Raw genomic sequence first — 21,053 nt, 5'->3', positions numbered from 1 at the left:
GCCCCGTCTCCGTCCCAGACGGGGCGCCGGCAGGCGCAAAAAAAGGCCCGCCGGCGGGACCGGCGGGCCTGGGGTGCCCGTGGGGCTTCTTTTTCGCGGCAGGCCAGGCGCCGCACGGGGCGGCGCGTGGTCCTCAGCCTCAGGCGTTCACGCCCTTGGCGGTCTCCACGTACTCCTCGATCTGGTCGAAGTTCATGTACTTGTAGATCTTGTCGGCGTTCTTGGTCACCACACCGATCTCGGCCATGTACTCCTCCACGGTCGGGATGCGGCCCAGCTTGGAGCACACCGCAGCCAGCTCGGCCGAGCCCAGGAACACGTTGGTGTTCTTGCCCAGGCGGTTCGGGAAGTTGCGGGTCGAGGTCGACATGGCGGTTGCACCTTCCTTGATCTGTGCCTGGTTGCCCATGCACAGCGAGCAGCCCGGCATTTCCATGCGGGCGCCGGCGCCGCCCAGGGTGGCGTAGTAGCCTTCCTTGGTCAGCTCCGAGGCGTCCATCTTGGTCGGCGGGGCCACCCACAGACGCACCGGGATGTCCTTCTTGCCCTTCAGGATCTCGCCGGCGGCGCGGAAGTGACCGATATTGGTCATGCACGAGCCGACGAAGACCTCGTCGATCTGGGTGCCGGTGACTTCGGACATGAACTTGGCGTCGTCCGGATCGTTCGGGCAGCAGACGATCGGCTCCTTGATGTCGGCCAGATCGATCTCGATGACGGCAGCGTACTCGGCGTCGGCATCGGCCTTGAGCAGCTCGGGCTTGGCCAGCCACTGCTCGACCTTCTCGATGCGGCGGGCCAGGGTCTTGGCGTCCGCGTAGCCGTCGGCGATCATGTTCTTCATCAGCACGACGTTCGAGCGCAGGTATTCGGCGATCGGCTCGGGGTTGAGCTGCACCGTGCAGGCGGCGGCCGAGCGCTCGGCGGCGGCGTCAGACAGCTCGAAGGCTTGCTCCACCTTCAGGTCGGGCAGACCCTCGATCTCCAGCACGCGGCCGGAGAACACGTTCTTCTTGCCCTTCTTCTCGACGGTCAGCAGGCCGGCCTTGATGGCGTACAGCGGGATGGCGTGCACCAGGTCGCGCAGGGTGATGCCGGGTTGCATCTGGCCCTTGAAGCGCACCAGCACCGATTCGGGCATGTCCAGCGGCATCACGCCGGTGGCCGCACCGAAGGCCACCAGGCCGGAGCCGGCAGGGAAGGAGATGCCGATCGGGAAGCGGGTGTGGCTGTCACCGCCAGTGCCCACGGTGTCGGGCAGCAGCAGGCGGTTGAGCCAGCTGTGGATCACGCCGTCACCCGGACGCAGGGCCACGCCGCCGCGGTTGCTGATGAACTTGGGCAGCTCGCGGTGCATGCGCACATCCACCGGCTTGGGATAGGCGGCGGTGTGGCAGAAGGACTGCATCACCAGGTCGGCCGAGAAGCCCAGGCAGGCCAGGTCCTTGAGCTCGTCGCGGGTCATCGGGCCCGTGGTGTCCTGGCTGCCCACGGTGGTCATCTTGGGCTCGCAGTAGGTGCCCGGGCGGATGCCCTGGCCTTCAGGCAGGCCGCAGGCACGGCCGACCATTTTCTGCGCCAGGGTGAAGCCGGCGTTGCTGGCGGCCGGCGCCTGGGGCAGACGGAACAGGGTGGAGGCGGGCAGGCCCAGGGCTTCGCGGGCCTTGGCGGTCAGCGAGCGGCCGATGATCAGGTTGATGCGGCCGCCGGCGCGCACTTCGTCCAGCAGCACTTCGCTCTTGAGGGCGAAGTTGGCCACGGTCTCGCCGTTCTTCAGCAGCTTGCCGTCGTACGGCAGCACTTCGATGACGTCACCCATTTCCAGCGAGGTCACGTCCACCTCGATGGGCAGCGAGCCGGAGTCTTCCTGGGTGTTGAAGAAGATCGGGGCGATCTTGCCGCCCAGGGTGACGCCGCCGAAACGCTTGTTCGGCACGAAAGGGATGTCCTGGCCGGTGGCCCAGATCACCGAGTTGGTGGCCGACTTGCGGCTGGAGCCGGTGCCCACCACGTCGCCCACGTAGGCCACCAGGTGGCCCTTCTTCTTGAGGTCCTCGATGTACTGCACCGGACCACGCACACCGTCCTGCTCAGGCTTGAAGGCCGCGTCGGGGCGGGTGTTCTTCAGCATCGCCAGGTAGTGCATGGGGATGTCCGGACGGGTCGTGGCGTCCGGCGCCGGCGACAGGTCGTCGGTGTTGGTCTCGCCCGGCACCTTGAACACGGTCACGGTGATGCTCTTGGGCACTTCCGGACGGCTGGTGAACCACTCGGCATCGGCCCACGACTGCATGACTTCCCGGGCCTTGGCATTGCCGGCCTTGGCCTTGGCGGCCACGTCGTTGAAGTAGTCGAACATCAGCAGGGTCTTCTTCAACCCTTCTGCGGCCACGCCGGCCACGGCGTCGTCGTCCAGCAGTTCGATCAGCGGCTGCACGTTGTAGCCGCCCACCATGGTGCCCAGCAGCTCGGTGGCCTTGGCGCGCGAGATCAGGCCCACGGTCAGGTCACCATGCGCCACAGCGGCCAGGAAGCTGGCCTTGACCTTGGCGGCGTCATCCACGCCCGGGGGCACACGGTGGGTCAGCAGGTCCAGCAGGAAGGCCTCTTCGCCAGCCGGCGGGTTCTTGATCAGTTCGATCAGGTCGGCGACCTGCTTGGCATCGAGCGGCAGGGGCGGGATGCCGAGGGCGGCGCGTTCGGCGGCATGTTGGCGATAGGCTTGCAGCATGAGGTGCTCCGTGCAGTGAAGGGGGGTCCACGGGGCGGCCGGATGCATTCCGGCTCGCTACGGGAAACTCCGGTATTTTATGTCTTATATAAGACTTGCCAAGAGAATTCGCACCGCCCGGACGCCATTCGCCCGCGGGTGATCCCTGGCCATGTGCAAGTTTGCCAGAGGCAGGCCACGCGCAGCTGACGGGTGCGTGGCCGGCCAGGGGGTGTGGCTCAGCCGCTGAAATAGGCCTGGCGCACCGGCTCCGGCAGGCGTCCGGTGCGCTCGGCACGTTCCAGCACATGCCAGAAGTAGCGGAAGCTGGCGCGGTCGTGCAGGGTGTCCTGCCCGCCGTGGTGGTGGCGGATGGGGCCCCATTGCGCCGCCTGGGCGGCCTGCAGGATGTCGGCGGCCAGGGCCACCTCGTCGGCCTCGGGGGCGAAGGCGTCGACCAGCGTGCGGATCTGGTCGGGGTGGATGCTCCACATGCGGGTGTAGCCGAATTCCCGGCCGGCACGGAGTGCCGCCTCACGCAGCGCTTCCAGGTGGCGGAATTCGGTGACCACACAATGTGAAGGCACCTTGCCGTGTCCATGGCAGGCGGCGGCGATCTCCAGCTTGGCGCGTACCACCAGAGGGTGCTGGAACTGGCCCTGCACCGACATGGCCGACCGGGGCACGGCCCCGCGGTGGTCCGAGACGAAGTCCATCAGGCCGAAAGACAGCGATTCCACACGGGGGTGGGCGGCCAGGGCCTGCACCTCACGCAGGGCGCCGTGGGTCTCGACCAGGGCATGGACCGGGATCTGGCGGCCCAGGCCGTGGTGCCGGGCGGAGGCATCGATGTGGTCGATGGCACGCTGGAGGTCCTGCAGGCCGCGGGGTTTGGGGACCATCAGGTAGGCCACGCGCTGGCCGGCCTGTGCCACCACGGTGTCCACCATTGCCTCGAAGGCGGGATGGTCCACCGCCTGCACCCGCACGCCCACCCGGTCATGGCGGTTGTCCGCGCCCATCACCAAGCTGGCCATGAGGGCGGCGTGCTCGGCCTCGCCGCCCACCGGGGCGCCGTCCTCGCCGTCCAGCGTGATATCAAAGACCGGACCCAGTTCGGCCTGCAGCGCCAGGCTCTTGCGCATGCGTGCCTCCACGCCGCAGTAGTGGTCGCACACGGGCAGCGAGGGCGGTGGCGGGTCGTTGGCGTCGAACAGGGCCTGGCGAGGGTGGACTCCGGTGCTCATGGTGTGGGTGGAGAGGAGGGACGTGAAAAAGGGGCCAGAGGCCCCTTGTCGTGTGCCGGTCGCCGCGTGACGCCGGAGTGCACTGGTGAGCGGCGGAGCGCGGGGTCGAGACCGCCGCGCACCGGATCACAGCAGGTGCTTGACGCCGTCTTGTTCGCCTTGCAGCTCGGCCAGGGTCTTGTTGATGCACTCTTGCGAGAAGGCATCGATTTCCAGGCCTTCGACGATCTTGTATTCGCCGCCTTCGCAGGTCACGGGGTAGCCGAACATGACGTCCTTGGGAATGCCGTATTCGCCGTTCGACGGGATGCCCATCGTGACCCACTTGCCGTTGGTGCCCAGGGCCCAGTCGCGCATGTGGTCGATGGCGGCGTTGGCGGCCGAGGCGGCCGACGACAGGCCACGGGCGGCGATGATGGCGGCGCCACGCTTGCCCACGGTCGGCAGGAAGGTGTTGGCGTTCCAGTCGTGGTCGTTGATGGTGTCCTTGACCGATTGGCCGTTCACGGTGGCAAAGCGGTAGTCGGCGTACATGGTGGGCGAGTGGTTGCCCCACACGGCCAGCTTCTCGATGTCACCCACGGCGCAGCCGATCTTGGCGGCGATCTGCGAGGCAGCGCGGTTGTGGTCCAGGCGCAGCATGGCGGTGAAGTTCTTGGCCGGCAGGTCCGGGGCCGACTTCATGGCGATGTAGGCGTTGGTGTTGGCGGGGTTGCCGACCACCAGCACGCGCACGTTGCGCGAGGCCACGGCGTTCAGGGCCTTGCCCTGGGCGGTGAAGATCTGGGCGTTGGCGGCCAGCAGGTCGGCGCGCTCCATGCCGGGGCCGCGGGGACGGGCGCCGACCAGCAGGGCGTAGTCGGTGTCCTTGAAGGCGGTCATCGGGTCGCTGTGGGCTTCGATGCCGGCCAGCAGCGGGAAGGCGCAGTCTTCCAGCTCCATGATCACGCCCTTGAGCGCGTTCTGGGCCTTCTCGTCGGGGATCTCCAGCAGTTGCAGGATGACGGGCTGGTCCTTGCCCAGCATTTCGCCGGAGGCAATGCGGAACAGCAGGGCGTAGCCAATCTGGCCAGCGGCGCCGGTGACGGCCACGCGAACGGGGGTCTTGCTCATGTCGAGGTCTCCGAGGAGGGTTTGGGGAGCGGTGGGAAGTGTCGTGCCCCGTGCCATGGCGGGCGGATCAGCCCCGGGGCTCGCCCCGGACGCGTCTGCCGGCCCTGCGGGCGGGTGCCAAGCGCCTTCCCTGCTTTCAGGGAAAACGAGAGTCTAACTCCCGAGTCTAGAAGTGAACCTTACAAGACGTCAAGGATCTTATGTCTTATATAAGACAATTGATGTCTGAGGGTGGACGGCAGTCGTCGCCCTGTGCTGCAATGTCGCCCCATGCCTTCCGCCTCCCTGCCTGAACCCCCTGAGACCGACGCCCCGGCGGCATCGGCCGGCCCGGCGTTCAGCCCGCTCTACCAGCAGATCAAGGCGCTGCTGGTGCGCAGCCTGCAGAGTGGCGAGTGGAAGCCTGGGGAATCCATTCCCAGCGAGATGGAGTTGGCCGCCCGCTTCAAGGTCAGCCAGGGCACGGTGCGCAAGGCCATTGATGAGATGGCCACCGAGAACCTGGTCGTGCGTCGCCAGGGCAAGGGCACCTTTGTGGCCACGCATGCCGAGGAGAACATCCAGTACCGCTTCCTGCGGCTGGCCCCCGATGACGGTGTGGCCTCCGGTATGGCGCGCCATTTCCTGGAGTGCAAGCGCATGCGGGCCCCGGCCGATGTCGGCCGCGCGCTAGACCTCAAGGCTGGCGAGAGCGCGCTGGTCATCCGCCGCACGCTGTCGCGTGCGGGCGTGGCCGTGGTGCTTGACGAAATCTGGCTTCCGGCTGGGCCCTTCAAGGGGCTGACCGCCGAGCGCCTGGCCAGCTACGCGGGCCCGATGTATGCCCTGTTTGAGACCGAATTCGGTGTGCGGATGATCCGTGCCGAGGAAAAGATCCGGGCGGTCGTGGCGGACGCCGCCTCTGCCGAACTGCTTGGCGTGCCCGTTGGCGCGCCCTTGCTGAGCGTGGAGCGCCTGGCCCACACCTACGGTGATAAGCCGGTGGAGCTGCGCCGCGGCCTGTACAACACCAACGCCCACTACTACCGCAACGAACTCAACTGATGCACGTCCGCGACGCGGTGCCAACCCGACATTGAACGTGCCCATTCGCGACACGGACACTGTGGCAAGCCCTGAGAAAGCTTGTTGCGTTGCAATAAAATCCTTTGGTTTCACCGTGATTACCCCAGGGTATTGCGGGAAAACCCGGACCCTGGTCCATCCCCCCTCCTGACCGTCACACGAGCGCCCACAACAAGGACACCCCCATGGCAGACACGCTCAAGCAACGCCCGGAGTTCCGCAACATCAACGCGTTGTCGGATCTTCCCCACTACCGGCTGCCGCCGGCGGGCATTGTTTCCATCCTCCACCGCATCAGTGGCCTGCTGATGTTCTTCCTGCTGCCGCTGGTCATCTGGCTGTTCGACACCAGCGTGTCCTCCGAGGTCTCCTTCGAGTCCTTCCGCGCAGCCTTTGTCTCGGGCATCGGTTTTGTGCCGGCGGTGCTGGTCAAGCTGGTGACCCTGGCGTTGATCTGGGCCTACCTGCATCACCTGATGGCCGGCGTGCGCCATGTCCGCATGGACATCTCGCACACCGTCAGCAAGGAACAGGGGCGCCAGTCGGCCCTGGTGGTGCTGGCCGCCAGCGTCACCCTGACCGTGCTGCTGGGCGCCAAGCTCTTCGGCCTGTACTGATTCTCTAGAGGCAGACTCCAAATGGCAGTTACCTTCGGTTCCAAGCGCACCGTGGTCGGTGCGCACTATGGTCTGCGCGACTGGCTGGTCCAGCGCGTCACCGCCGTGCTGATGACCCTGTTCACCCTGGTGGTGCTGGCGCAGGTCCTGATGCCCGGTGAGATGAGCTACGACAAATGGTCCGGCATCTTCTCCGCCCAGTGGATGAAGTGCCTGACCTTCGCCGTGATCGTGGCGCTGGCCTGGCACGTCTGGGTGGGTGTGCGCGACATCTGGATGGACTACGTCAAGCCGGTGGGCCTGCGCCTGGCGCTGCATGTCTTCACCCTGGTGTGGCTGGCCGGTTGCGCCGGCTGGGCCGTTCAGGTCCTGTGGCGCCTGTGATGGCCGCCCGCCGCTGACCTGACAACAGATTGTGAGTACCCCCATGGCCCAGAACATCTCCAAGCGCAAGTTCGACGTCGTCATCGTCGGTGCCGGTGGCTCCGGCATGCGCGCGTCGCTGCAGCTCTCCCTGGCCGGCCTGAATGTGGCCGTCCTCTCCAAGGTCTTCCCGACCCGCTCGCACACCGTGGCCGCCCAAGGCGGCATCGGTGCCTCGCTGGGCAATATGTCCGAAGACAACTGGCACTACCACTTCTTCGACACCGTCAAGGGCTCCGACTGGCTCGGCGACCAGGATGCGATCGAATTCATGTGCCGGGAAGCGCCCAAGGTCGTCTACGAGCTTGAGCACTTCGGCATGCCGTTCGACCGCAACCCCGACGGCACCATCTACCAGCGTCCGTTCGGCGGCCACACCGCCAACTACGGCGAGAAGCCGGTGCAGCGTGCCTGCGCCGCGGCGGACCGCACCGGTCACGCCCTGCTGCACACCCTCTACCAGCAGAACGTCAAAGCCCGCACCAACTTCTTCGTGGAGTGGATGGCACTGGACCTGATCCGCGATGTGGACGGCGACGTGGTCGGCGTCACCGCGCTGGAGATGGAGACCGGGGACCTGCACATCCTCGAAGCCAAGACCGTGCTGATGGCCACCGGTGGCGCCGGCCGCATCTACGCGGCCTCCACCAACGCCTTCATCAACACCGGTGACGGCCTGGGCATGGCGGCACGTGCCGGCATCCCGCTGGAGGACATGGAGTTCTGGCAGTTCCACCCCACTGGCGTGGCCGGTGCGGGCGTGCTGCTGACCGAAGGCTGCCGCGGTGAAGGCGCGATCCTGCGCAACAGCAATGGCGAGCGCTTCATGGAGCGCTATGCGCCCACCCTGAAGGACCTGGCCCCGCGTGACTTCGTGTCCCGCTCGATGGACCAGGAGATCAAGGAAGGTCGCGGCTGCGGTCCCAACAAGGACTACGTGCTGCTCGACATGACCCACCTGGGCGCCGAGACGATCATGAAGCGTCTGCCCTCGGTCTACGAGATCGGCCACAACTTCGCCAACGTCGACATCACCAAGGAACCGATCCCGGTGGTGCCGACCATCCACTACCAGATGGGTGGCATCCCCACCAACGTCAACGGCCAGGTGGTGGTGCCCAAGAATGGCGCGCCCAACGAGATCGTCAACGGCCTGTACGCCGTGGGCGAATGCTCCTGCGTGTCGGTGCACGGCGCCAACCGTCTGGGCACCAACTCGCTGCTGGACCTGGTGGTTTTCGGCCGCGCCGCGGGCAATCACATCGTGGCCGCTGCGCTCAAGCAGAAGAACCACAAGCCGCTGCCGGCCGACGCAGCCGACAAGACCCTGGCCCGCCTGGCGCGCCTGGATTCGGCCAAGAACGGCGAGTACGCCCAGGACGTGGCCAACGACATCCGCTCGACCATGCAGAAGCACGCCGGCGTGTTCCGCACCCAGGCCAGCATGGATGAAGGGGTCCAGAAGATCCTGGAAGTGGCCGAGCGCGTGAAATCGATTGGCCTGCAGGACAACTCCAAGGTCTTCAACACCGCCCGCATCGAGGCCTTGGAGGTGGAGAACCTGATCGAGGCCGCCAAGGCCACGATGACCTCTGCCGCCGCCCGTCCGGAGAGCCGTGGCGCCCACGCGCACAACGACTTCCCGAACCGCGACGATGCGAACTGGATGAAGCACACCCTGTGGTACTCCGAAGGCAACCGCCTGGACTACAAGCCGGTGAACCTCAAGCCGCTGACCGTCGAGTCGGTGCCGCCCAAGGTCCGTACCTTCTGATACCGCAGCGATAGGACGAAGTAATCATGGCTGACAAGCGCACCTTCCAGATCTACCGCTACGACCCCGACAAGGACGCCAAGCCCTACATGCAGACCATCGAGATCGAACTCGAAGGCAATGAGCGCATGTTGTTGGACGCCCTGGTCAAGCTCAAGAAGGTCGATCCGACCCTCTCGTTTCGTCGCTCCTGCCGTGAAGGCGTGTGCGGTTCGGACGCGATGAACATCAACGGCAAGAACGGCCTGGCCTGCCTGACCAATATGCGGACCCTGCCGCAGACGGTCGTGCTGCGTCCGCTGCCGGGCCTGCCGGTCATCCGCGACCTGATCGTGGACATGACCCAGTTCTTCAAGCAGTACAACAGCATCAAGCCCTACCTGGTCAACGACACGCCGCCGCCCGAGAAGGAGCGTCTGCAGTCGCCCGAGGAGCGCGAGGAGCTGGACGGCCTGTACGAGTGCATCCTGTGCGCGAGCTGCTCCACGAGCTGCCCGAGCTTCTGGTGGAACCCGGACAAGTTCGTCGGCCCGGCCGGTCTGCTGCAGGCTTACCGCTTCATCGCGGACAGCCGCGACCACGACACCGCGGCGCGCCTGGACAACCTCGAGGACCCGTACCGCCTGTTCCGCTGCCACACCATCATGAACTGCGTGGACGTGTGCCCCAAGGGTCTGAACCCCACCAAGGCCATCGGCAAGATCAAGGAACTGATGGTCCGCCGCGCGGTGTAAGCCACGCCCCAGGTCCTTCTCCCGCTTCACTCCCTTACCCAGATGGACAACACCCTGGTCGACGCGCCCACCATCAGCCGCCTGAAGTGGCGCTGCCGCCGGGGTCTGCTGGAGAACGATCTGTTTGTTGAACGCTTCTTCCGCCGCCACGAGTCCACGCTGACCGTGGGCCAGGTGGAAGGGCTTCAGCTGCTCATGGATCTGGCCGACAACGATCTGCTGGACCTCTTGCTCGCCCGCAAGGACCCCGAAGGCACGCTGGACCAGCCCGTGGTTCGCGAAGTTCTGGCGCAGATGCGCCAACCCGGTTGACGATTTCTCACAAGAAAGGACTCGACGATGACCCCGTCCGACGTGAAAGCCACCCTGTCGTTCTCTGACGGCAGCCCCAGCATGGACCTGCCGATCTACAAGGGGACCGTGGGCCCTGACGTGATCGACATCCGCAAGCTCTACGGCCAGACCGGCAAGTTCACCTACGACCCGGGCTTCCTGTCCACCGCGTCGTGCCAGTCCACCATCACCTACATCGATGGCGACAAGGGCGAGCTGCTGTACCGCGGCTACCCCATTGAGCAGCTGGCCGTGCACTGCGACTACCTGGACACCTGCTACCTGCTGCTGTACGGAGAGCTGCCGAACTCCGAGCAGCGCGGCACGTTCCACCAGCGTGTGCTCAACCACACGATGGTCAACGAGCAGATGCAGTTCTTCCTGCGCGGCTTCCGTCGTGATGCGCACCCGATGGCCGTGATGACCGGTCTGGTGGGCGCCCTGTCGGCGTTCTATCACGACAGCACCGACATCAATAACCCTGAGCACCGCGAGATCGCGGCGATCCGTCTGATCGCCAAGATGCCCACGCTGGTCGCCATGGCTTACAAGTACTCCATCGGCCAGCCGTTCATCTACCCGAAGAACGACCTGTCCTACGCCGGCAACTTCATGCGCATGATGTTTGCCACCCCGTGCGAGGAGTACAAGGTGAACCCGGTGATCGAGCGAGCGCTCGACCGCATCTTCATCCTGCACGCCGACCACGAGCAGAACGCCTCCACCTCCACCGTGCGTCTGTGCGGCTCCTCGGGCACCAACCCGTTCGCCGCCATCGCCGCCGGTGTGGCCTGCCTGTGGGGCCCGGCCCACGGTGGCGCCAACGAGGCCTGCCTGAACATGCTGACCGAGATCCAGGCCAAGGGTGGCGTGGCCAAGGTCGGTGAGTTCATGAACCAGGTGAAGGACAAGAACAGCGGCGTCAAGCTGATGGGCTTCGGTCACCGCGTCTACAAGAACTACGACCCGCGCGCCAAGCTGATGCAGGAAACCTGCAAGGAAGTGCTGCTGGAGCTGGGCTTGGAGAACGACCCGCTGTTCAAGCTGGCCATGTCCCTCGAGAAGATCGCGCTGGAAGACGACTACTTCGTCGCCCGCAAGCTCTATCCGAACGTGGACTTCTACTCGGGCATCGTCCAGCGCGCCATCGGCATCCCGGTGCAGCTGTTCACCGCCATCTTCGCACTGGCCCGTACCGTGGGCTGGATCGCCCAGCTCAACGAGATGATCAGCGACCCCGAGTACAAGATCGGCCGTCCGCGTCAACTGTTCACCGGCGCCGCCGCCCGTACCGTCAAGCCGGTCGAGCAGCGCTGAGCACGCGGCCGCCTGTGTGCGCGCCGCCAGGCGCCGCACCGGGTGTCCATTGCCGACCAAAGGGCCCTACGGGGCCCTTTTTTCATGGCCGCGCGCTGGCGGGGAGCGTGTTCGTGGTGGCGGTGGTGGTGGCCGGCGGCGTCGCCGCGGGTGGGACGGAGCCCGGCGGGGTGGGCGCCAGCGGGCTGGCGGCCCCTTCCAGGCGGATCACTTTGGTGGGGGCTTGCTGCTGCAGGGCCTGCCAGGCGGCGTCGGTCTGGGCTTGCCAGTCCTCCTCGCTGCGGATGATGCTGGGACGGATCAGGACCACCAGCTCCTTCTTGCGGGCGCTGTTGCCCCGGTTGCCCAACACGGTGGCGCCCAAGGCGCTGCGGCTGCTGCCCGGCAGGCCGGAGGTCTGCCGGCTGGCCGACTGCTCCATCAGGCCACCGATGGCGACGATCTGGCCGTCGGGGATGCGCACCACGGTGTCGGTCTCGTTGATGCTGCTGGAGGCCAGGGGCAGCTTGTAGCTGCCCAAGGCGCCCAGGTCCACCTGCTTGGAGCGCTCGCTCACCGTGCTCACCGAGGGGTGCACATGCAGGGTGATCATGTGGCCCTCATCGATCTGCGGCGTGACGTCCAGGGCGACGCCCGAGAAGAACGGGGTGAGGGTCAGCGTCGGCAGGGTGGTGCTGTTGTTGGTGCCGCCGCCGGCGTTGTTGTTGACCGTGCCGCCCGAGACGTTGGTGACGAAGTAGTCGTCCGTTCCCACCTTGAGCACGGCCTTCTGGTTGTTGAGCGTGGCCAGGCGGGGGCTGGAGAGCGTCTGCACCTCCCCTTGGGTTTCCAGGAAACCCAGCACCGATTGGAAGGCGGTGGTGCCGATGGACAAGCCGAACAGGCCGCCGCCGGCGCCAGGCAGACCCAGTGCGCTGCCGGCCACCGTGCCTGCGGGCAGCACCGGCAGTCCGGCGTCGTTGGCCAGGAGTGCGTTCTGGCCACTGCCGCCCAGGCTGCCCAGGGCGGCATTGCCCTTGAGCAGGGACCAGTCGATGCCGCTCTGGAAGCTCTCGCTGAGCTCCACCTGCACGATCTTCACGTCCAGCATGACCTGCCGCTGTATGGCCAGCCGGGTGGCACGCAGCAGCTGCTCGATCTGCCGCAGCTCTTCGGGCATGGCGCGCACCGCGATCAGGCCGGTGTGCGGGCTGACGATCACGCTGCGGCCGCCGTCCCGGCCCACCAGGGCCTTGACGGCGGTGTCCAGCTCGGCCCACAGGTCGGCGCGCACTTCGGTGCTCAAGGCGCTGCTTTCAGGCTGCACCATGGCATTGGTGCTGCCGGCCGCCCCCGGTGCGGCGGTGGGGGCGGCGCCGCTGCTCACGCGCACCTCGCTGCGGCCCTTGCGCTGGGAATGCAGGTAGTTGACGGTGAACACCCGGGTTTGCAGCTGCGGGGGCAGCACGGTGATGCGTCGGCCCTCGAAGCGGAAGTCGTAGCCGTGGACTTCGCGGATGGCCTCCAGGGCCTCGCGCAAGGTGACCCGCCGCAGCGTCAGCGAGAGCTGTCCCCCCAGATCGGGATGGACCATCAGGTTGTACTGGGGTGACTCCGCCACCAGGGCGAGGAAGACATCGCGTGCGTTGGCCTGGTTGACGATGAGGTCAAAACGTGGCTCGGGCGGTGCTGCCGGCGCGGGGGGGGCGGTCGTGGCGCTGGCGACCCGGGCCGGGACGGGGGCCGGCACGGCAGCGGCGGTGCGGGGGCCCGGGCCCCGTTCACCGGCCCCCGGGACGGCCGCGGGGGCGGCGGAGGTGGTGCCCTCAGCCAGCGGCCGGGCCCGGGTCTGCAGCACGGTCTGCACCGGGTCCTGGCGCAGGGCTTCGGGCCGTTCGGTCATGGGCAGTGGCGCGCAGCCGCCCAGCAGGTGCAGCAGCAGCACCAGCGCAGCCCCGGCGGCCGCGCGAGGGGGGCGTGGCGTTCCGGCTTGGGAGGCGGCAGCGGTGTCCGGACACGGGCGTGGACGGTGGAGGCGGGGGCGCGGCGTCATGGTCGGGCTTCCTTGGCGCCGGGCGTGGGGGCCGGCTCTGCTGGTCGTGAGGAGGGTTGCAGCGTGACCCCGGGATAGAGCGGCCAGCGCTGGAGCTGGCCCTGGGGGTCGCGCAGCCACAGGGCCTGGGGGTCCACCCGCTCCAGCTGGGTGTCTCCCAGGCGTTCGCCGGGCCGGCGTGGCCAGCCACGCTCCACCACGCGTGGCACGCCGTCCATCACGATCACCAGCCGTGGCGGGCGGGAGGTCGTGGGCGAGGGGGCCGGGGTGGCGGCACCGCCGCCTGGGGAGGCGGGGTCACCGCCTGCGGCCGTCAGTGCCGCCGCGGGCGGTCGCAGGGGGTCGCGCGGGAGGGTGGCCGGCGGCGGCGGGAGGGCGGTGGCCGTGTGCTGTGCGCCGACGGCTGGCGTGCGAACGACGGCATGGGACGCGGGCGTGGGGGGCGTGGGGATGCGGCCCAGGGCACGGGGGCCGGAGGCCGGGCCGGGTGGCAGCGCCTGTCCGTTGGCGGGGCTTGCCAGCCCGCCCGTCACCAGCCCGCCCGTCACCAGCCCGCCCACGACCCAGGCGGTGAGCAGCCGACGCAGGGCCGGGCGCAGAGGCGCCGGCACGCCGCAGGAGCAGCCCGGGTGGCCGGGATGGAGGGTGGACCGCGGGACGGGGGTCATGGTGCCGGCTCCTGCGGCGTCCACACCCGCAGACGCAGTTGAGGCGGGCCGTCGGTGGTGGTGGGGGGGGCCTGCAAATGGGCTTCACCCCAGCGCAGCTGCGGGAATCCAGTCTCCAGCGCCTGCAGGCTGCTGACCAGGGCCGCGTAGGGCCCGCGCAGGCGCAGCTCGGTGGCTTGCCATCCCGGAGGGCCGCCAGCGGGGTTGGCTGAGGTGGCGGTGGACAGCGCTGCGCCCGGTGTCTGGGCCAGGGGGGTGGTGGCAGTGGCGGCCGGGGCCGCGGTGAGGGGCGCGCGGGCCTGCAGTTGCAGGGCTTCCAGCACCACCTGCGGGTGCTGGCGCATCAGCAGCTGGCGCAGCAGGGCGGGCAGCTCGGCCGCGGCGGCGGCCACTACGGCTGGCGATGCCTGTCCGGACGTTGCCGCGGCGTGGCCCGCTTGCCGGCGCTGTGCCTGGGCCAGCGCCTCGCGCAGCGGGGTCAGTTCGCGGGCGCGTTCGGAGCCGTCGTCCCGCGTCAGGCTGGCGAGCTGCTGGCGCAGGCGTTGCAGCTCGTCGGCCTGCTGGCGCAGCAGCGCCTGTCGCTGGGCGCTGGCCTGCAGGGCGGGTTGCACCACGGCCTGGTCCAGCAGTGTCAGCAGCAGCACGATGGCGGCCACGAAGCCGACCACCCGCTCGCGCAGGCTCAGTGCGTCCAGGCGGCGCGCCCAGCGCCGCAAGGTGGCCGTCATCTTGGTCTTCATGGCGAGCCTCCGGGGGCGGCGGCGGGCGGTGGCGCATGTTCCGGTGGCGTGTGGCGGGCGGCCCGCAACCGGAAGGCCCAGCTGCCGGGGGGCAGTCCGCCCGTGCTCAGTGGGGGGCTGGACCCCTCAGGGCCTCGGCTGGTCCCGGCCGGTGGCACCTGCTGCACCGTCAGCTCCCGCCAGGGCGTGCTGTGCAGGTCGCCACGGCTGGCCAGCCGGGCCAGCCAGCGTTGCAGGCTCAGGGTGTCCAGGGTGGCGCCTTCCAGCAGCACCTCGTCTGGGGCGAGCTGGAGCTGACGCAGCCAGACCGCGGGCGGCAGTTCGCGGGCGGTCCAGGCCAGCAGTTCGGCATGGCCCTGTCCGGCGGGCAGCATCTCGTGCAGGTTCACCTGCCGGGCCTGGTGCCATTGGCGCTCGGCCTCTTGCAGGCGGGCCAGCTCTTGGCGCAGGGCCTGGGGGTCGGCGGTACGTTCGGCCTCAGCCAGGGCAGCACGCAGCTGGGTCAGCTCCAACTGCTGCCGGGCGGCGGTGGCCTGGGCTTCCTGGGCGGCGCGGTGCTGGTGGCCCAGCAGCACGCCGGTCAGCCCCAGCAGGCCCAGGGCCAGAACGCCCAGGGCCGTGGCCATGGTGCGGGCCGAGAAGACCCGCACCGGCTGCAGCAGGATGGGGGTGTGGAGGTTGATTTGCTGGGCCATGGTGTGCCGGCTCAGGGCTGGACGAAGGGTTGGCGCCGCAGCAGGCCCAGCAGTGGCAGCAGTTGCCGGCGGGTGACGGCGGACAGATCGGCCCACTCGGGGGGGGCCTCGGGCACGCTCAGGGGCAGGCAGCGCATGCCCAGCTGGTCTTGCAGCCAGGGGGCCAGGGTGGGGGTGTCGTCCTGCAGGTCCAGCCAGAGCAGGCTCATGGGCAGGTCGGGCCAGGAGCGCTCCCATACGTCAAAGGAGCGTTGCAGTTCGATGAGCAGGCGCGGGGCGCCGGCGTCGTCCAGGCCGGTGTCCCGGGCCCCTTGGGCCGCGGCCGCCTGGGCGGGCAGGCGCTCGTCCCAGGCCAGGCGCCGGGTGTCATAGAGCTCCTCGCCCACGCACAGGGTCAGCAGGCACTGGTCGGCATGGCGGACCAGGCAGGCGGTGGCCCGGTCGCTCAGGTCCAGCGTGGCGGAGGCGGCGGTGTGCAGGTTGCGTTGGGCCAGGTCGCTCACGTCGACCACGGACAAGGCCCAGCCCGCCCGGCGCGCCAGCTCGCCGCAGGCTGCCACCCGCGGGTTGGGGGCGGCGACCACGAACAGGGGCTGCGGGCTGCTGCCCGGGCCGGGCGGCGGGCCGACGTGCAAGACGTCCAGCGTGATGTCGTCCACGTGCCCGTCGACCAGCTCGCGTATGCGCCAGCGCGCGGCCGCTCGCAATTCCTCGGGGGGCACTGGCGGGGCCTCGATCTGCAGCAGCTGGTAGTCGGCCAGCGGCAGCACGGCCATGGCCGGGGTGGCGGGGCGACCGATCTCGGCCAGGGCCTCGCTCCAGTCGGCCTCGCCCAGGGTGTCGGGGCGCTGCAGCAGGCCGTGGCGCACCACCTCGGGGCCCCCGGGGCTGGGGCGGCTGCGCAGCCACACCAGGCCCTGCGGCGTGGGCATGAAGCACAGCTGCTGGGCAGAGGCGTCGGGCCGGCGCCGGGCAAAGAAGGGCCAGCGCATGTCAGTACCGCTCCCGCATGTCGATGAGGTGGTCGGCGCCGCGGCTGCCGGTGAAGGTGGCGCGCGCCCAAGGGTCCAGGTCCAGGCTGGTGCTGCCGCACCAGGCGCCCCGCAGGGCCTGCAGGTTGGCGCCGGTGGTGGTCAGGCTGAGGGGCACCCAGGGCTGCAGGCAGCTGGCGTCACTCAGGCCGGCGCCCAGGTTGAGGGCGATGTCGACGGTGCCCTGGCGCCCGACACCGGGCGCGGCCAGCACCAGGTTGCCGCGGCCGGCGCTCAGGGCAAAACTGGTTCCCGACAGGCGGGTGGTGCTGGCGGTGAGCTGGCGGGTGAGGTGGCCCAGGGCGACGGCGCTGGCGGGCACCCGGGTGCAGCTGTCGGCGATGTTGTCGGTCCAGCCGCTGCCGCTCCAGTGCTGCGCCGCCAGGGGCAGCAGCAGGGGGCTGGTGGGGGCGCCCTGGGCGCTGTCGAGTTTGAGCCGGCCGTGGCGCAGGTCCACGCTGGCCAGGCGAACCCGGTCCGGCGTGCCGTTGAGGTCGGTGTCCAGGTCGGGGGTGGCCAGGGCCACCCCGTCGGGGTCGGTGGCACTCACGCCCAGGTCGGCGGCCAGGGGCGCCTCCACGCTGGTCGCCCGGGCCACGGCAGCCACCAGGCTGACGCTGGCGGTGCCGCCGCTCCAGCTGCCGCTGGCGCTGCGCACCTGACTGCGTGCGCCGGCACCGCTGGCCGGCAATGGGGTGGTGCCGGCCACGCCGGCCAGGCTCCAGCTGGCCGTGCTGGCCAGTGCGAGACGGGCGTAGGCGCCGCTGTAGTTGAGGGTGGTGGCGCCGCCGGTGTTCTGGGCGGTCAGGCCCAGGTTCAGGCTGAAGGACTCGCCCAGGTAGGAGAAGGTGGAGGCCGGGCTGCAGGCCGCGGCGCTGCGGTGGGTCAGCGCACCGGGGGTCACGGCCAGCCTGGCGGGCACGAAGCGGCCCACATGGCCGCTGGCGCCGGTGTTGGCGATGCGGCAGCCGTAACGGCCGTTGACCAGGGTGTTGCTGGCGTCGGCAGTGCAGTCGCCGTTGGCCGGGTCAGCGGATGTGGTGGTGAAGCTGCTGTCGACCACCGCCCCGGCACGCAGGCGGAAGTAGCCCACCTCGCTGTAGCTGAAGCTGCCACTGGCGCCGTTGCCGGTGCTGGCGCTGGCGGCGGTGGTGAAGGCGCCGCTGAGTGTGCCCACACCCGGCGCGGGTCGTCCGCCACTGGGGGCGCCGGTCCACTCCAGCAAGGTGGCGTCCACCTCGGGGGTGCCGGCATATCCCGGGGTGCCGGTGCCGGCGCCCAGGGTGAAGGGGCTGCCGGCGGGGGCCGTCGGGGTGGCGGTGGCGCTGCTGCCGGTGGCGTCGGCCACCAGGCTGGCGCTGAGCGTGGTGAAGGCCGGCGGCCGCACGCTGAAGCGGTCGCTGCCGCAGGCCACCACGGGGCTGCCGGCATTGGCGTCCGTCACGCGGCACAGCAGGCTGGGGTAGGCGCGGTTGAGGGTGAAGTCCGCGCTGAGGGTCTTGCGCCCGCCATCGCCGGAGACGTAGGTCAGGGTCTGGCTGGCCACCGGCGAGGACAGGGCCGCGCAGGCGGCGCCGGTGGTGGCGTCAAACAGTTCCACCGTGACGGTCTTGGCATAGCCGCCGGCAGCCACCATGCCATCTTCCAGGGCGCCGCTGGATTTGAGTGCGGCGACGTCGAAGCGGAAGGGGGTGCCGGTGAGTTTGGTGAACAGCGGCTTGCGGGCGCTGGCGCTCCAGACGCTCAGTTGCCCAGTCTCCAGGCATTCAAAGCTGGCGGGGTTGGCCGAGCTGCCCACGGCGTTGATGCGGTTGGCGCAGATGCGCACGTTGTCGATCTCGTGGATGTTGGTCAGGTCGCCGGTGGAGGCGGCCAGGGAGAGCAGCAGGTCGCCGGGGATGCGCGACTGCCCGCTGCCGCTGGCCATGACGTTGAAGCTGGGCACCAGCGTCACCCAGCTGCTGCCGTAGAGGTATTCCACCTTGGCCCACACGCCGCTGCCCACGCTGTTGTCCACGGTGAAGCGGAAACGCCAGGGCGAGGTGGAGGAGGTTTCCATGGTGCCCAGGTCGCCGGTGCTGGCCAGCAGGGCGTAGCCGGTGGTGCCGCTGCCGCTGCCGCGCACTGCGATGGCGTCGGGCTGCCAGCCGGGGGCCTGGTTGGCGCCGGCCGGGGCGCTCCAGCCCGTGGGGTAGCCGCCGCGGCCTTCGGTGGGATTGGCGTAGTTGCCGAACTCATCCAGTCCGAAGCCCAGCCAGCCGCCATTGAAGCCATTGCCGCCGGTCTTCTGGGCATAGCCCAGCGAGCCCCCGGGTGCCCCGGGGAAGGGGGGAACGCTGGCGTCGGACAGGACCAGGCCCACGCCATCCGCGCCACCGCCCCCACCGCCGTAGGCGTAGAAGTCGAACTCCACCGTGATGCGGTTGCTGGAGGCCGGGAACCAGCGCCGCAGCTGGGTCATGGTGGCGCGGTTGTTGCCGTTGTCGGTCAGTCGCAGGCGGTACAGGGGGCTGCTGGGGCTGCCCACGTTGACCACCTGGGGCAGGAAGCCGGTGCCCGCCACGTTCCACAGGCTGGCGTTGAGGGTGCCGCTGGAGAAGTCGTCGGTCAGGCAGGTCTGGGCGTGCGCCGGCTGGACCGGTGCCCCGCCGATCAAGCCGCCCAGCACCCAGCCCAGGGCCCAGCCCAGCACCCGGCGCAGCCCCAGGGGGCTGCCGCGGTGGTGTGAAGGTGTCGCGTTCATCGCACCACCTGCCAGCTGAGCTGGCGCTCCACATAGGTGTCGCCGGGGTTGGGGTTGGGGCAGACGCCCGCAGCCGGCTGGTTGCAGGCGGTGGCCTGCAGGGTGAAGAAGACCAGGCCGGTGGTGCCATCGAGCACCGTGCCGGTGGTGGGCGTTCGCGTGCACTGCACGCTGACCACCAAGCCGCTGAGGCTGCCGCCGGGGCTCAGTGTGGTGGTGGCAAAGCAGGCCGGTGCGGCCGATGGCGGCGCCGGATTGCGCATCACTTGCCAAGTCCCCCATTCCAGACCGGCGCGGGCGGTTTGCAGCGCGCGCGCGCCATCCAGCTCGAGTGCTGCCCCCAGGTGCTGCGAGGTGGCCACACGCGCCATCGCCGCGCCCAGGGCGGAAAGCACCACCAGCAGAAACAGGGCGCTGACCAGGGTGAAGCCCTGGCCGCGCTCAGGGCAGGTTGTCCACATGGAGGGCGTGATGGAGGGAGAGGCTTTCCTGGCCGGAGAGGGCGCCGCTGGCCCCCAGGGTCAGGCGCAGTTGCACCAGGGCGTTGCCCTGCAGGCCAGGGTCGAGGCTGAAGGCGCAGGCGGTGACGCCTTCGGCCAGCACATGGGCGGTGCCGGCCGGTGGCACCGGCTGGCTGGCCTGGAAGCCGTAGGCGCTGTGCCGGGTCAGGCGGCCGGTGGCCAGGTCGCAATGGAAGCTCACCGGCTGCAGCACGGCGAAGACGCGGTAGGGCGGGCTGATGGTGCCGGTGGGCAGGGGGGCCAGGCTGAGCAGGCTCAGGGTGCTGGTCAGGCCGGCCAGGTTGAGGGCCTGGCGGCGGTTGGAGCTGAGCTGTTCGAGCAGCGTGCCGTTGGGGGCGTAGGCGTCCTGGCCGGGCACGGCCGCGCCCAGGTTGCGAAAGACCAGCTGCTGGTTGGCGCTGCTCAGGTTCAGCCCCGGGCCCAGCACACTGAAGGTGGGGGTGAGCACGCCGTCCAGCAGGGCACCCAGGCCCTGGCTCTTGTAGCGGGCGCCGGCGGTGGTCGGAATGAATTCCACGGTGCGCCCGTCGGCGCTGACGCGCACGCTGTTGGGCAGGGCGGCCCGCAGCTCGCGGCCCATGCCGCGCAGGGCGGTGTCGGCCATGTCGCCCAGCCGGGCGCGGGCCGACAGGGCCAGGTAGGCCTGCACCGGCGCGACGATGAACTGGCCGGCCAGCGAGGCGACGATGCCGGTCAGCACAATGACCATCACCGCCTCCAGCAGGGTGAAGCCCCGCTGCGGGCGGGCTGCCAGTTCAGAGCGCGGTGTTGGGCGCATGGCGGCTCCGGTAGCCTTCCAGGCTCAGGCTGATGCCGCCCGGGCCGCTGACCTGCACGGTGATGCGCAGCAGGTCACCGCTGGCGGCGGTAAGGGTGCCCAGGCTGGCCGGGGCCACGCTGACCCGGGCGGTGTAGGCCGACAGCTCCGGAATGAGCGCCCCGGCCAGGTCGGTCACGCCGTTCATCACGTAGCCGTGGAAGTCGCTCACATGGTCAAAGCGCAGGCTGCCAAAGCGGCTCTCGCCGCTCTCCGGCCCCAGGGCCTCGGGCAGGGTGGTGCAGCCGGTGAGGGCGGTGACGGTGGCCACCAGCGGGTCGTCCGGGTCGCACCAGGTGAAGGGCAGTCCCTCGATCTCCTCGAGCAGGGACTCGGCGATGGCCAGGGCCTGGCGCTGCACCTGCGGGTCGGCACTGCGCTGGGCGGTCAGGCCCATCACCGCGGCCACCCCCGCCAGCGTGACGCTGACGATGACGATGAACAGGATCAGTTCCAGCATGGACAGGCCGTGC

At 69.3% G+C, this 21,053-nt stretch carries 19 protein-coding genes; 7 read left to right on the top strand and 12 right to left on the bottom strand.

The genetic code is table 11. The features are described from left to right. Positions 1–139: 139 nt before the first annotated feature. The 3 genes from acnB to G3A44_RS01595 all read right to left on the bottom strand — a co-directional run bounded on the left by acnB (position 140) and on the right by G3A44_RS01595 (position 5,070). A complete protein-coding gene (acnB, locus tag G3A44_RS01605) occupies positions 140–2,731 on the bottom strand; it encodes a bifunctional aconitate hydratase 2/2-methylisocitrate dehydratase (RefSeq protein ID WP_163455730.1) in 2,592 nt (863 codons plus the stop codon). A gap of 218 nt (positions 2,732–2,949) precedes the next feature. Then, on the bottom strand, positions 2,950–3,957 hold the full coding sequence (locus tag G3A44_RS01600; RefSeq protein WP_163455729.1) for an HpcH/HpaI aldolase/citrate lyase family protein: 1,008 nt from the start codon (positions 3,955–3,957) through the stop codon (positions 2,950–2,952). A gap of 126 nt (positions 3,958–4,083) precedes the next feature. Beyond that, the gene (locus G3A44_RS01595; protein ID WP_163455728.1) at positions 4,084–5,070 is read right to left on the bottom strand and encodes a malate dehydrogenase; all 987 of its coding nucleotides are present in this window, start codon (positions 5,068–5,070) and stop codon (positions 4,084–4,086) included. A gap of 270 nt (positions 5,071–5,340) precedes the next feature. Here G3A44_RS01595 and G3A44_RS01590 point away from each other — a divergent pair, with 270 nt between their 5' ends. From G3A44_RS01590 to gltA, 7 genes are all read left to right on the top strand, one after another. Then, positions 5,341–6,114: a GntR family transcriptional regulator gene (locus G3A44_RS01590; protein WP_163455727.1), complete on the top strand. Its 774-nt coding sequence runs from the start codon at positions 5,341–5,343 to the stop codon at positions 6,112–6,114. A gap of 206 nt (positions 6,115–6,320) precedes the next feature. Further along, positions 6,321–6,752 (top strand): succinate dehydrogenase, cytochrome b556 subunit, encoded by a 432-nt coding sequence (sdhC, locus tag G3A44_RS01585; protein ID WP_163455726.1) that lies wholly within the window; start codon positions 6,321–6,323, stop codon positions 6,750–6,752. A gap of 21 nt (positions 6,753–6,773) precedes the next feature. After that, positions 6,774–7,136, top strand: coding sequence for a succinate dehydrogenase, hydrophobic membrane anchor protein (gene sdhD / locus G3A44_RS01580; RefSeq protein ID WP_163455725.1), 363 nt, complete (start codon positions 6,774–6,776; stop codon positions 7,134–7,136). Between the two features lie 43 nt (positions 7,137–7,179). Next, positions 7,180–8,949 (top strand): succinate dehydrogenase flavoprotein subunit, encoded by a 1,770-nt coding sequence (gene sdhA / locus G3A44_RS01575; protein WP_163455724.1) that lies wholly within the window; start codon positions 7,180–7,182, stop codon positions 8,947–8,949. Between the two features lie 26 nt (positions 8,950–8,975). Continuing rightward, positions 8,976–9,683 (top strand): succinate dehydrogenase iron-sulfur subunit, encoded by a 708-nt coding sequence (locus G3A44_RS01570; RefSeq protein ID WP_163455723.1) that lies wholly within the window; start codon positions 8,976–8,978, stop codon positions 9,681–9,683. 42 nt (positions 9,684–9,725) lie between these two features. Next, positions 9,726–9,995, top strand: a complete 270-nt coding sequence (locus G3A44_RS01565; RefSeq protein ID WP_163455722.1) for an FAD assembly factor SdhE — start codon at positions 9,726–9,728, stop codon at positions 9,993–9,995. Positions 9,996–10,022: 27 nt separating this feature from the next. After that, entirely contained in the window at positions 10,023–11,333 is a 1,311-nt protein-coding gene (gene gltA, locus G3A44_RS01560) for a citrate synthase (RefSeq protein ID WP_163455721.1), read from the top strand. An 82-nt stretch (positions 11,334–11,415) separates the two neighbouring features. On the opposite strand, the gene G3A44_RS01555 is transcribed toward gltA, so the two are convergent. From G3A44_RS01555 to G3A44_RS01515, 9 genes are all read right to left on the bottom strand, one after another. After that, a complete protein-coding gene (locus tag G3A44_RS01555; RefSeq protein WP_163455720.1) occupies positions 11,416–13,257 on the bottom strand; it encodes a pilus (MSHA type) biogenesis protein MshL in 1,842 nt (613 codons plus the stop codon). 104 nt (positions 13,258–13,361) lie between these two features. Continuing rightward, positions 13,362–14,033 (bottom strand): hypothetical protein, encoded by a 672-nt coding sequence (locus tag G3A44_RS01550; RefSeq protein WP_163455719.1) that lies wholly within the window; start codon positions 14,031–14,033, stop codon positions 13,362–13,364. Further along, positions 14,030–14,773, bottom strand: a complete 744-nt coding sequence (locus G3A44_RS01545; RefSeq protein WP_163455718.1) for a type II secretion system protein M — start codon at positions 14,771–14,773, stop codon at positions 14,030–14,032. Before G3A44_RS01545 ends, G3A44_RS01550 begins: the two co-directional genes overlap by 4 nt. Further along, positions 14,770–15,468, bottom strand: coding sequence for a hypothetical protein (locus tag G3A44_RS01540; RefSeq protein ID WP_163455717.1), 699 nt, complete (start codon positions 15,466–15,468; stop codon positions 14,770–14,772). Before G3A44_RS01540 ends, G3A44_RS01545 begins: the two co-directional genes overlap by 4 nt. Before the next feature lie 11 nt (positions 15,469–15,479). Further along, entirely contained in the window at positions 15,480–16,460 is a 981-nt protein-coding gene (locus G3A44_RS01535) for a hypothetical protein (protein WP_163455716.1), read from the bottom strand. A 1-nt stretch (position 16,461) separates the two neighbouring features. Further along, positions 16,462–19,242 (bottom strand): L-type lectin family protein, encoded by a 2,781-nt coding sequence (locus tag G3A44_RS01530; RefSeq protein ID WP_163455715.1) that lies wholly within the window; start codon positions 19,240–19,242, stop codon positions 16,462–16,464. After that, entirely contained in the window at positions 19,239–19,703 is a 465-nt protein-coding gene (locus G3A44_RS01525; RefSeq protein ID WP_163455714.1) for a pilus assembly PilX family protein, read from the bottom strand. The genes G3A44_RS01530 and G3A44_RS01525 overlap by 4 nt, the downstream gene beginning before the upstream one ends. After that, positions 19,684–20,541: a type II secretion system protein gene (locus tag G3A44_RS01520; protein WP_163455713.1), complete on the bottom strand. Its 858-nt coding sequence runs from the start codon at positions 20,539–20,541 to the stop codon at positions 19,684–19,686. Before G3A44_RS01520 ends, G3A44_RS01525 begins: the two co-directional genes overlap by 20 nt. After that, a complete protein-coding gene (locus tag G3A44_RS01515) occupies positions 20,519–21,040 on the bottom strand; it encodes a type IV pilus modification PilV family protein (protein WP_163455712.1) in 522 nt (173 codons plus the stop codon). Before G3A44_RS01515 ends, G3A44_RS01520 begins: the two co-directional genes overlap by 23 nt. Between the last annotated feature and the right edge of the window lie 13 nt (positions 21,041–21,053).

Source organism: Ideonella livida (assembly GCF_010499455.1).
Taxonomy (GTDB): Bacteria; Pseudomonadota; Gammaproteobacteria; order Burkholderiales; family Burkholderiaceae_C; genus Ideonella; species Ideonella livida.
This window is presented reverse-complemented; position numbering and strand designations above follow the sequence as displayed.

Coding starts and splice junctions, on each gene's coding strand:
- G3A44_RS01540 (WP_163455717.1), bottom strand. CDS start 15,468: ATGGCCCAGCAAATCAACCTCCACACCCCCATCCTGCTGCAGCCGGTG.
- G3A44_RS01550 (WP_163455719.1), bottom strand. CDS start 14,033: ATGACCCCCGTCCCGCGGTCCACCCTCCATCCCGGCCACCCGGGCTGC.
- G3A44_RS01520 (WP_163455713.1), bottom strand. CDS start 20,541: ATGCGCCCAACACCGCGCTCTGAACTGGCAGCCCGCCCGCAGCGGGGC.
- G3A44_RS01515 (WP_163455712.1), bottom strand. CDS start 21,040: ATGCTGGAACTGATCCTGTTCATCGTCATCGTCAGCGTCACGCTGGCG.
- G3A44_RS01595 (WP_163455728.1), bottom strand. CDS start 5,070: ATGAGCAAGACCCCCGTTCGCGTGGCCGTCACCGGCGCCGCTGGCCAG.
- G3A44_RS01525 (WP_163455714.1), bottom strand. CDS start 19,703: ATGTGGACAACCTGCCCTGAGCGCGGCCAGGGCTTCACCCTGGTCAGC.
- sdhC (WP_163455726.1), top strand. CDS start 6,321: ATGGCAGACACGCTCAAGCAACGCCCGGAGTTCCGCAACATCAACGCG.
- G3A44_RS01535 (WP_163455716.1), bottom strand. CDS start 16,460: ATGCGCTGGCCCTTCTTTGCCCGGCGCCGGCCCGACGCCTCTGCCCAG.
- sdhD (WP_163455725.1), top strand. CDS start 6,774: ATGGCAGTTACCTTCGGTTCCAAGCGCACCGTGGTCGGTGCGCACTAT.
- G3A44_RS01530 (WP_163455715.1), bottom strand. CDS start 19,242: ATGAACGCGACACCTTCACACCACCGCGGCAGCCCCCTGGGGCTGCGC.
- sdhA (WP_163455724.1), top strand. CDS start 7,180: ATGGCCCAGAACATCTCCAAGCGCAAGTTCGACGTCGTCATCGTCGGT.
- G3A44_RS01600 (WP_163455729.1), bottom strand. CDS start 3,957: ATGAGCACCGGAGTCCACCCTCGCCAGGCCCTGTTCGACGCCAACGAC.
- G3A44_RS01565 (WP_163455722.1), top strand. CDS start 9,726: ATGGACAACACCCTGGTCGACGCGCCCACCATCAGCCGCCTGAAGTGG.
- gltA (WP_163455721.1), top strand. CDS start 10,023: ATGACCCCGTCCGACGTGAAAGCCACCCTGTCGTTCTCTGACGGCAGC.
- G3A44_RS01545 (WP_163455718.1), bottom strand. CDS start 14,773: ATGAAGACCAAGATGACGGCCACCTTGCGGCGCTGGGCGCGCCGCCTG.
- G3A44_RS01570 (WP_163455723.1), top strand. CDS start 8,976: ATGGCTGACAAGCGCACCTTCCAGATCTACCGCTACGACCCCGACAAG.
- acnB (WP_163455730.1), bottom strand. CDS start 2,731: ATGCTGCAAGCCTATCGCCAACATGCCGCCGAACGCGCCGCCCTCGGC.
- G3A44_RS01590 (WP_163455727.1), top strand. CDS start 5,341: ATGCCTTCCGCCTCCCTGCCTGAACCCCCTGAGACCGACGCCCCGGCG.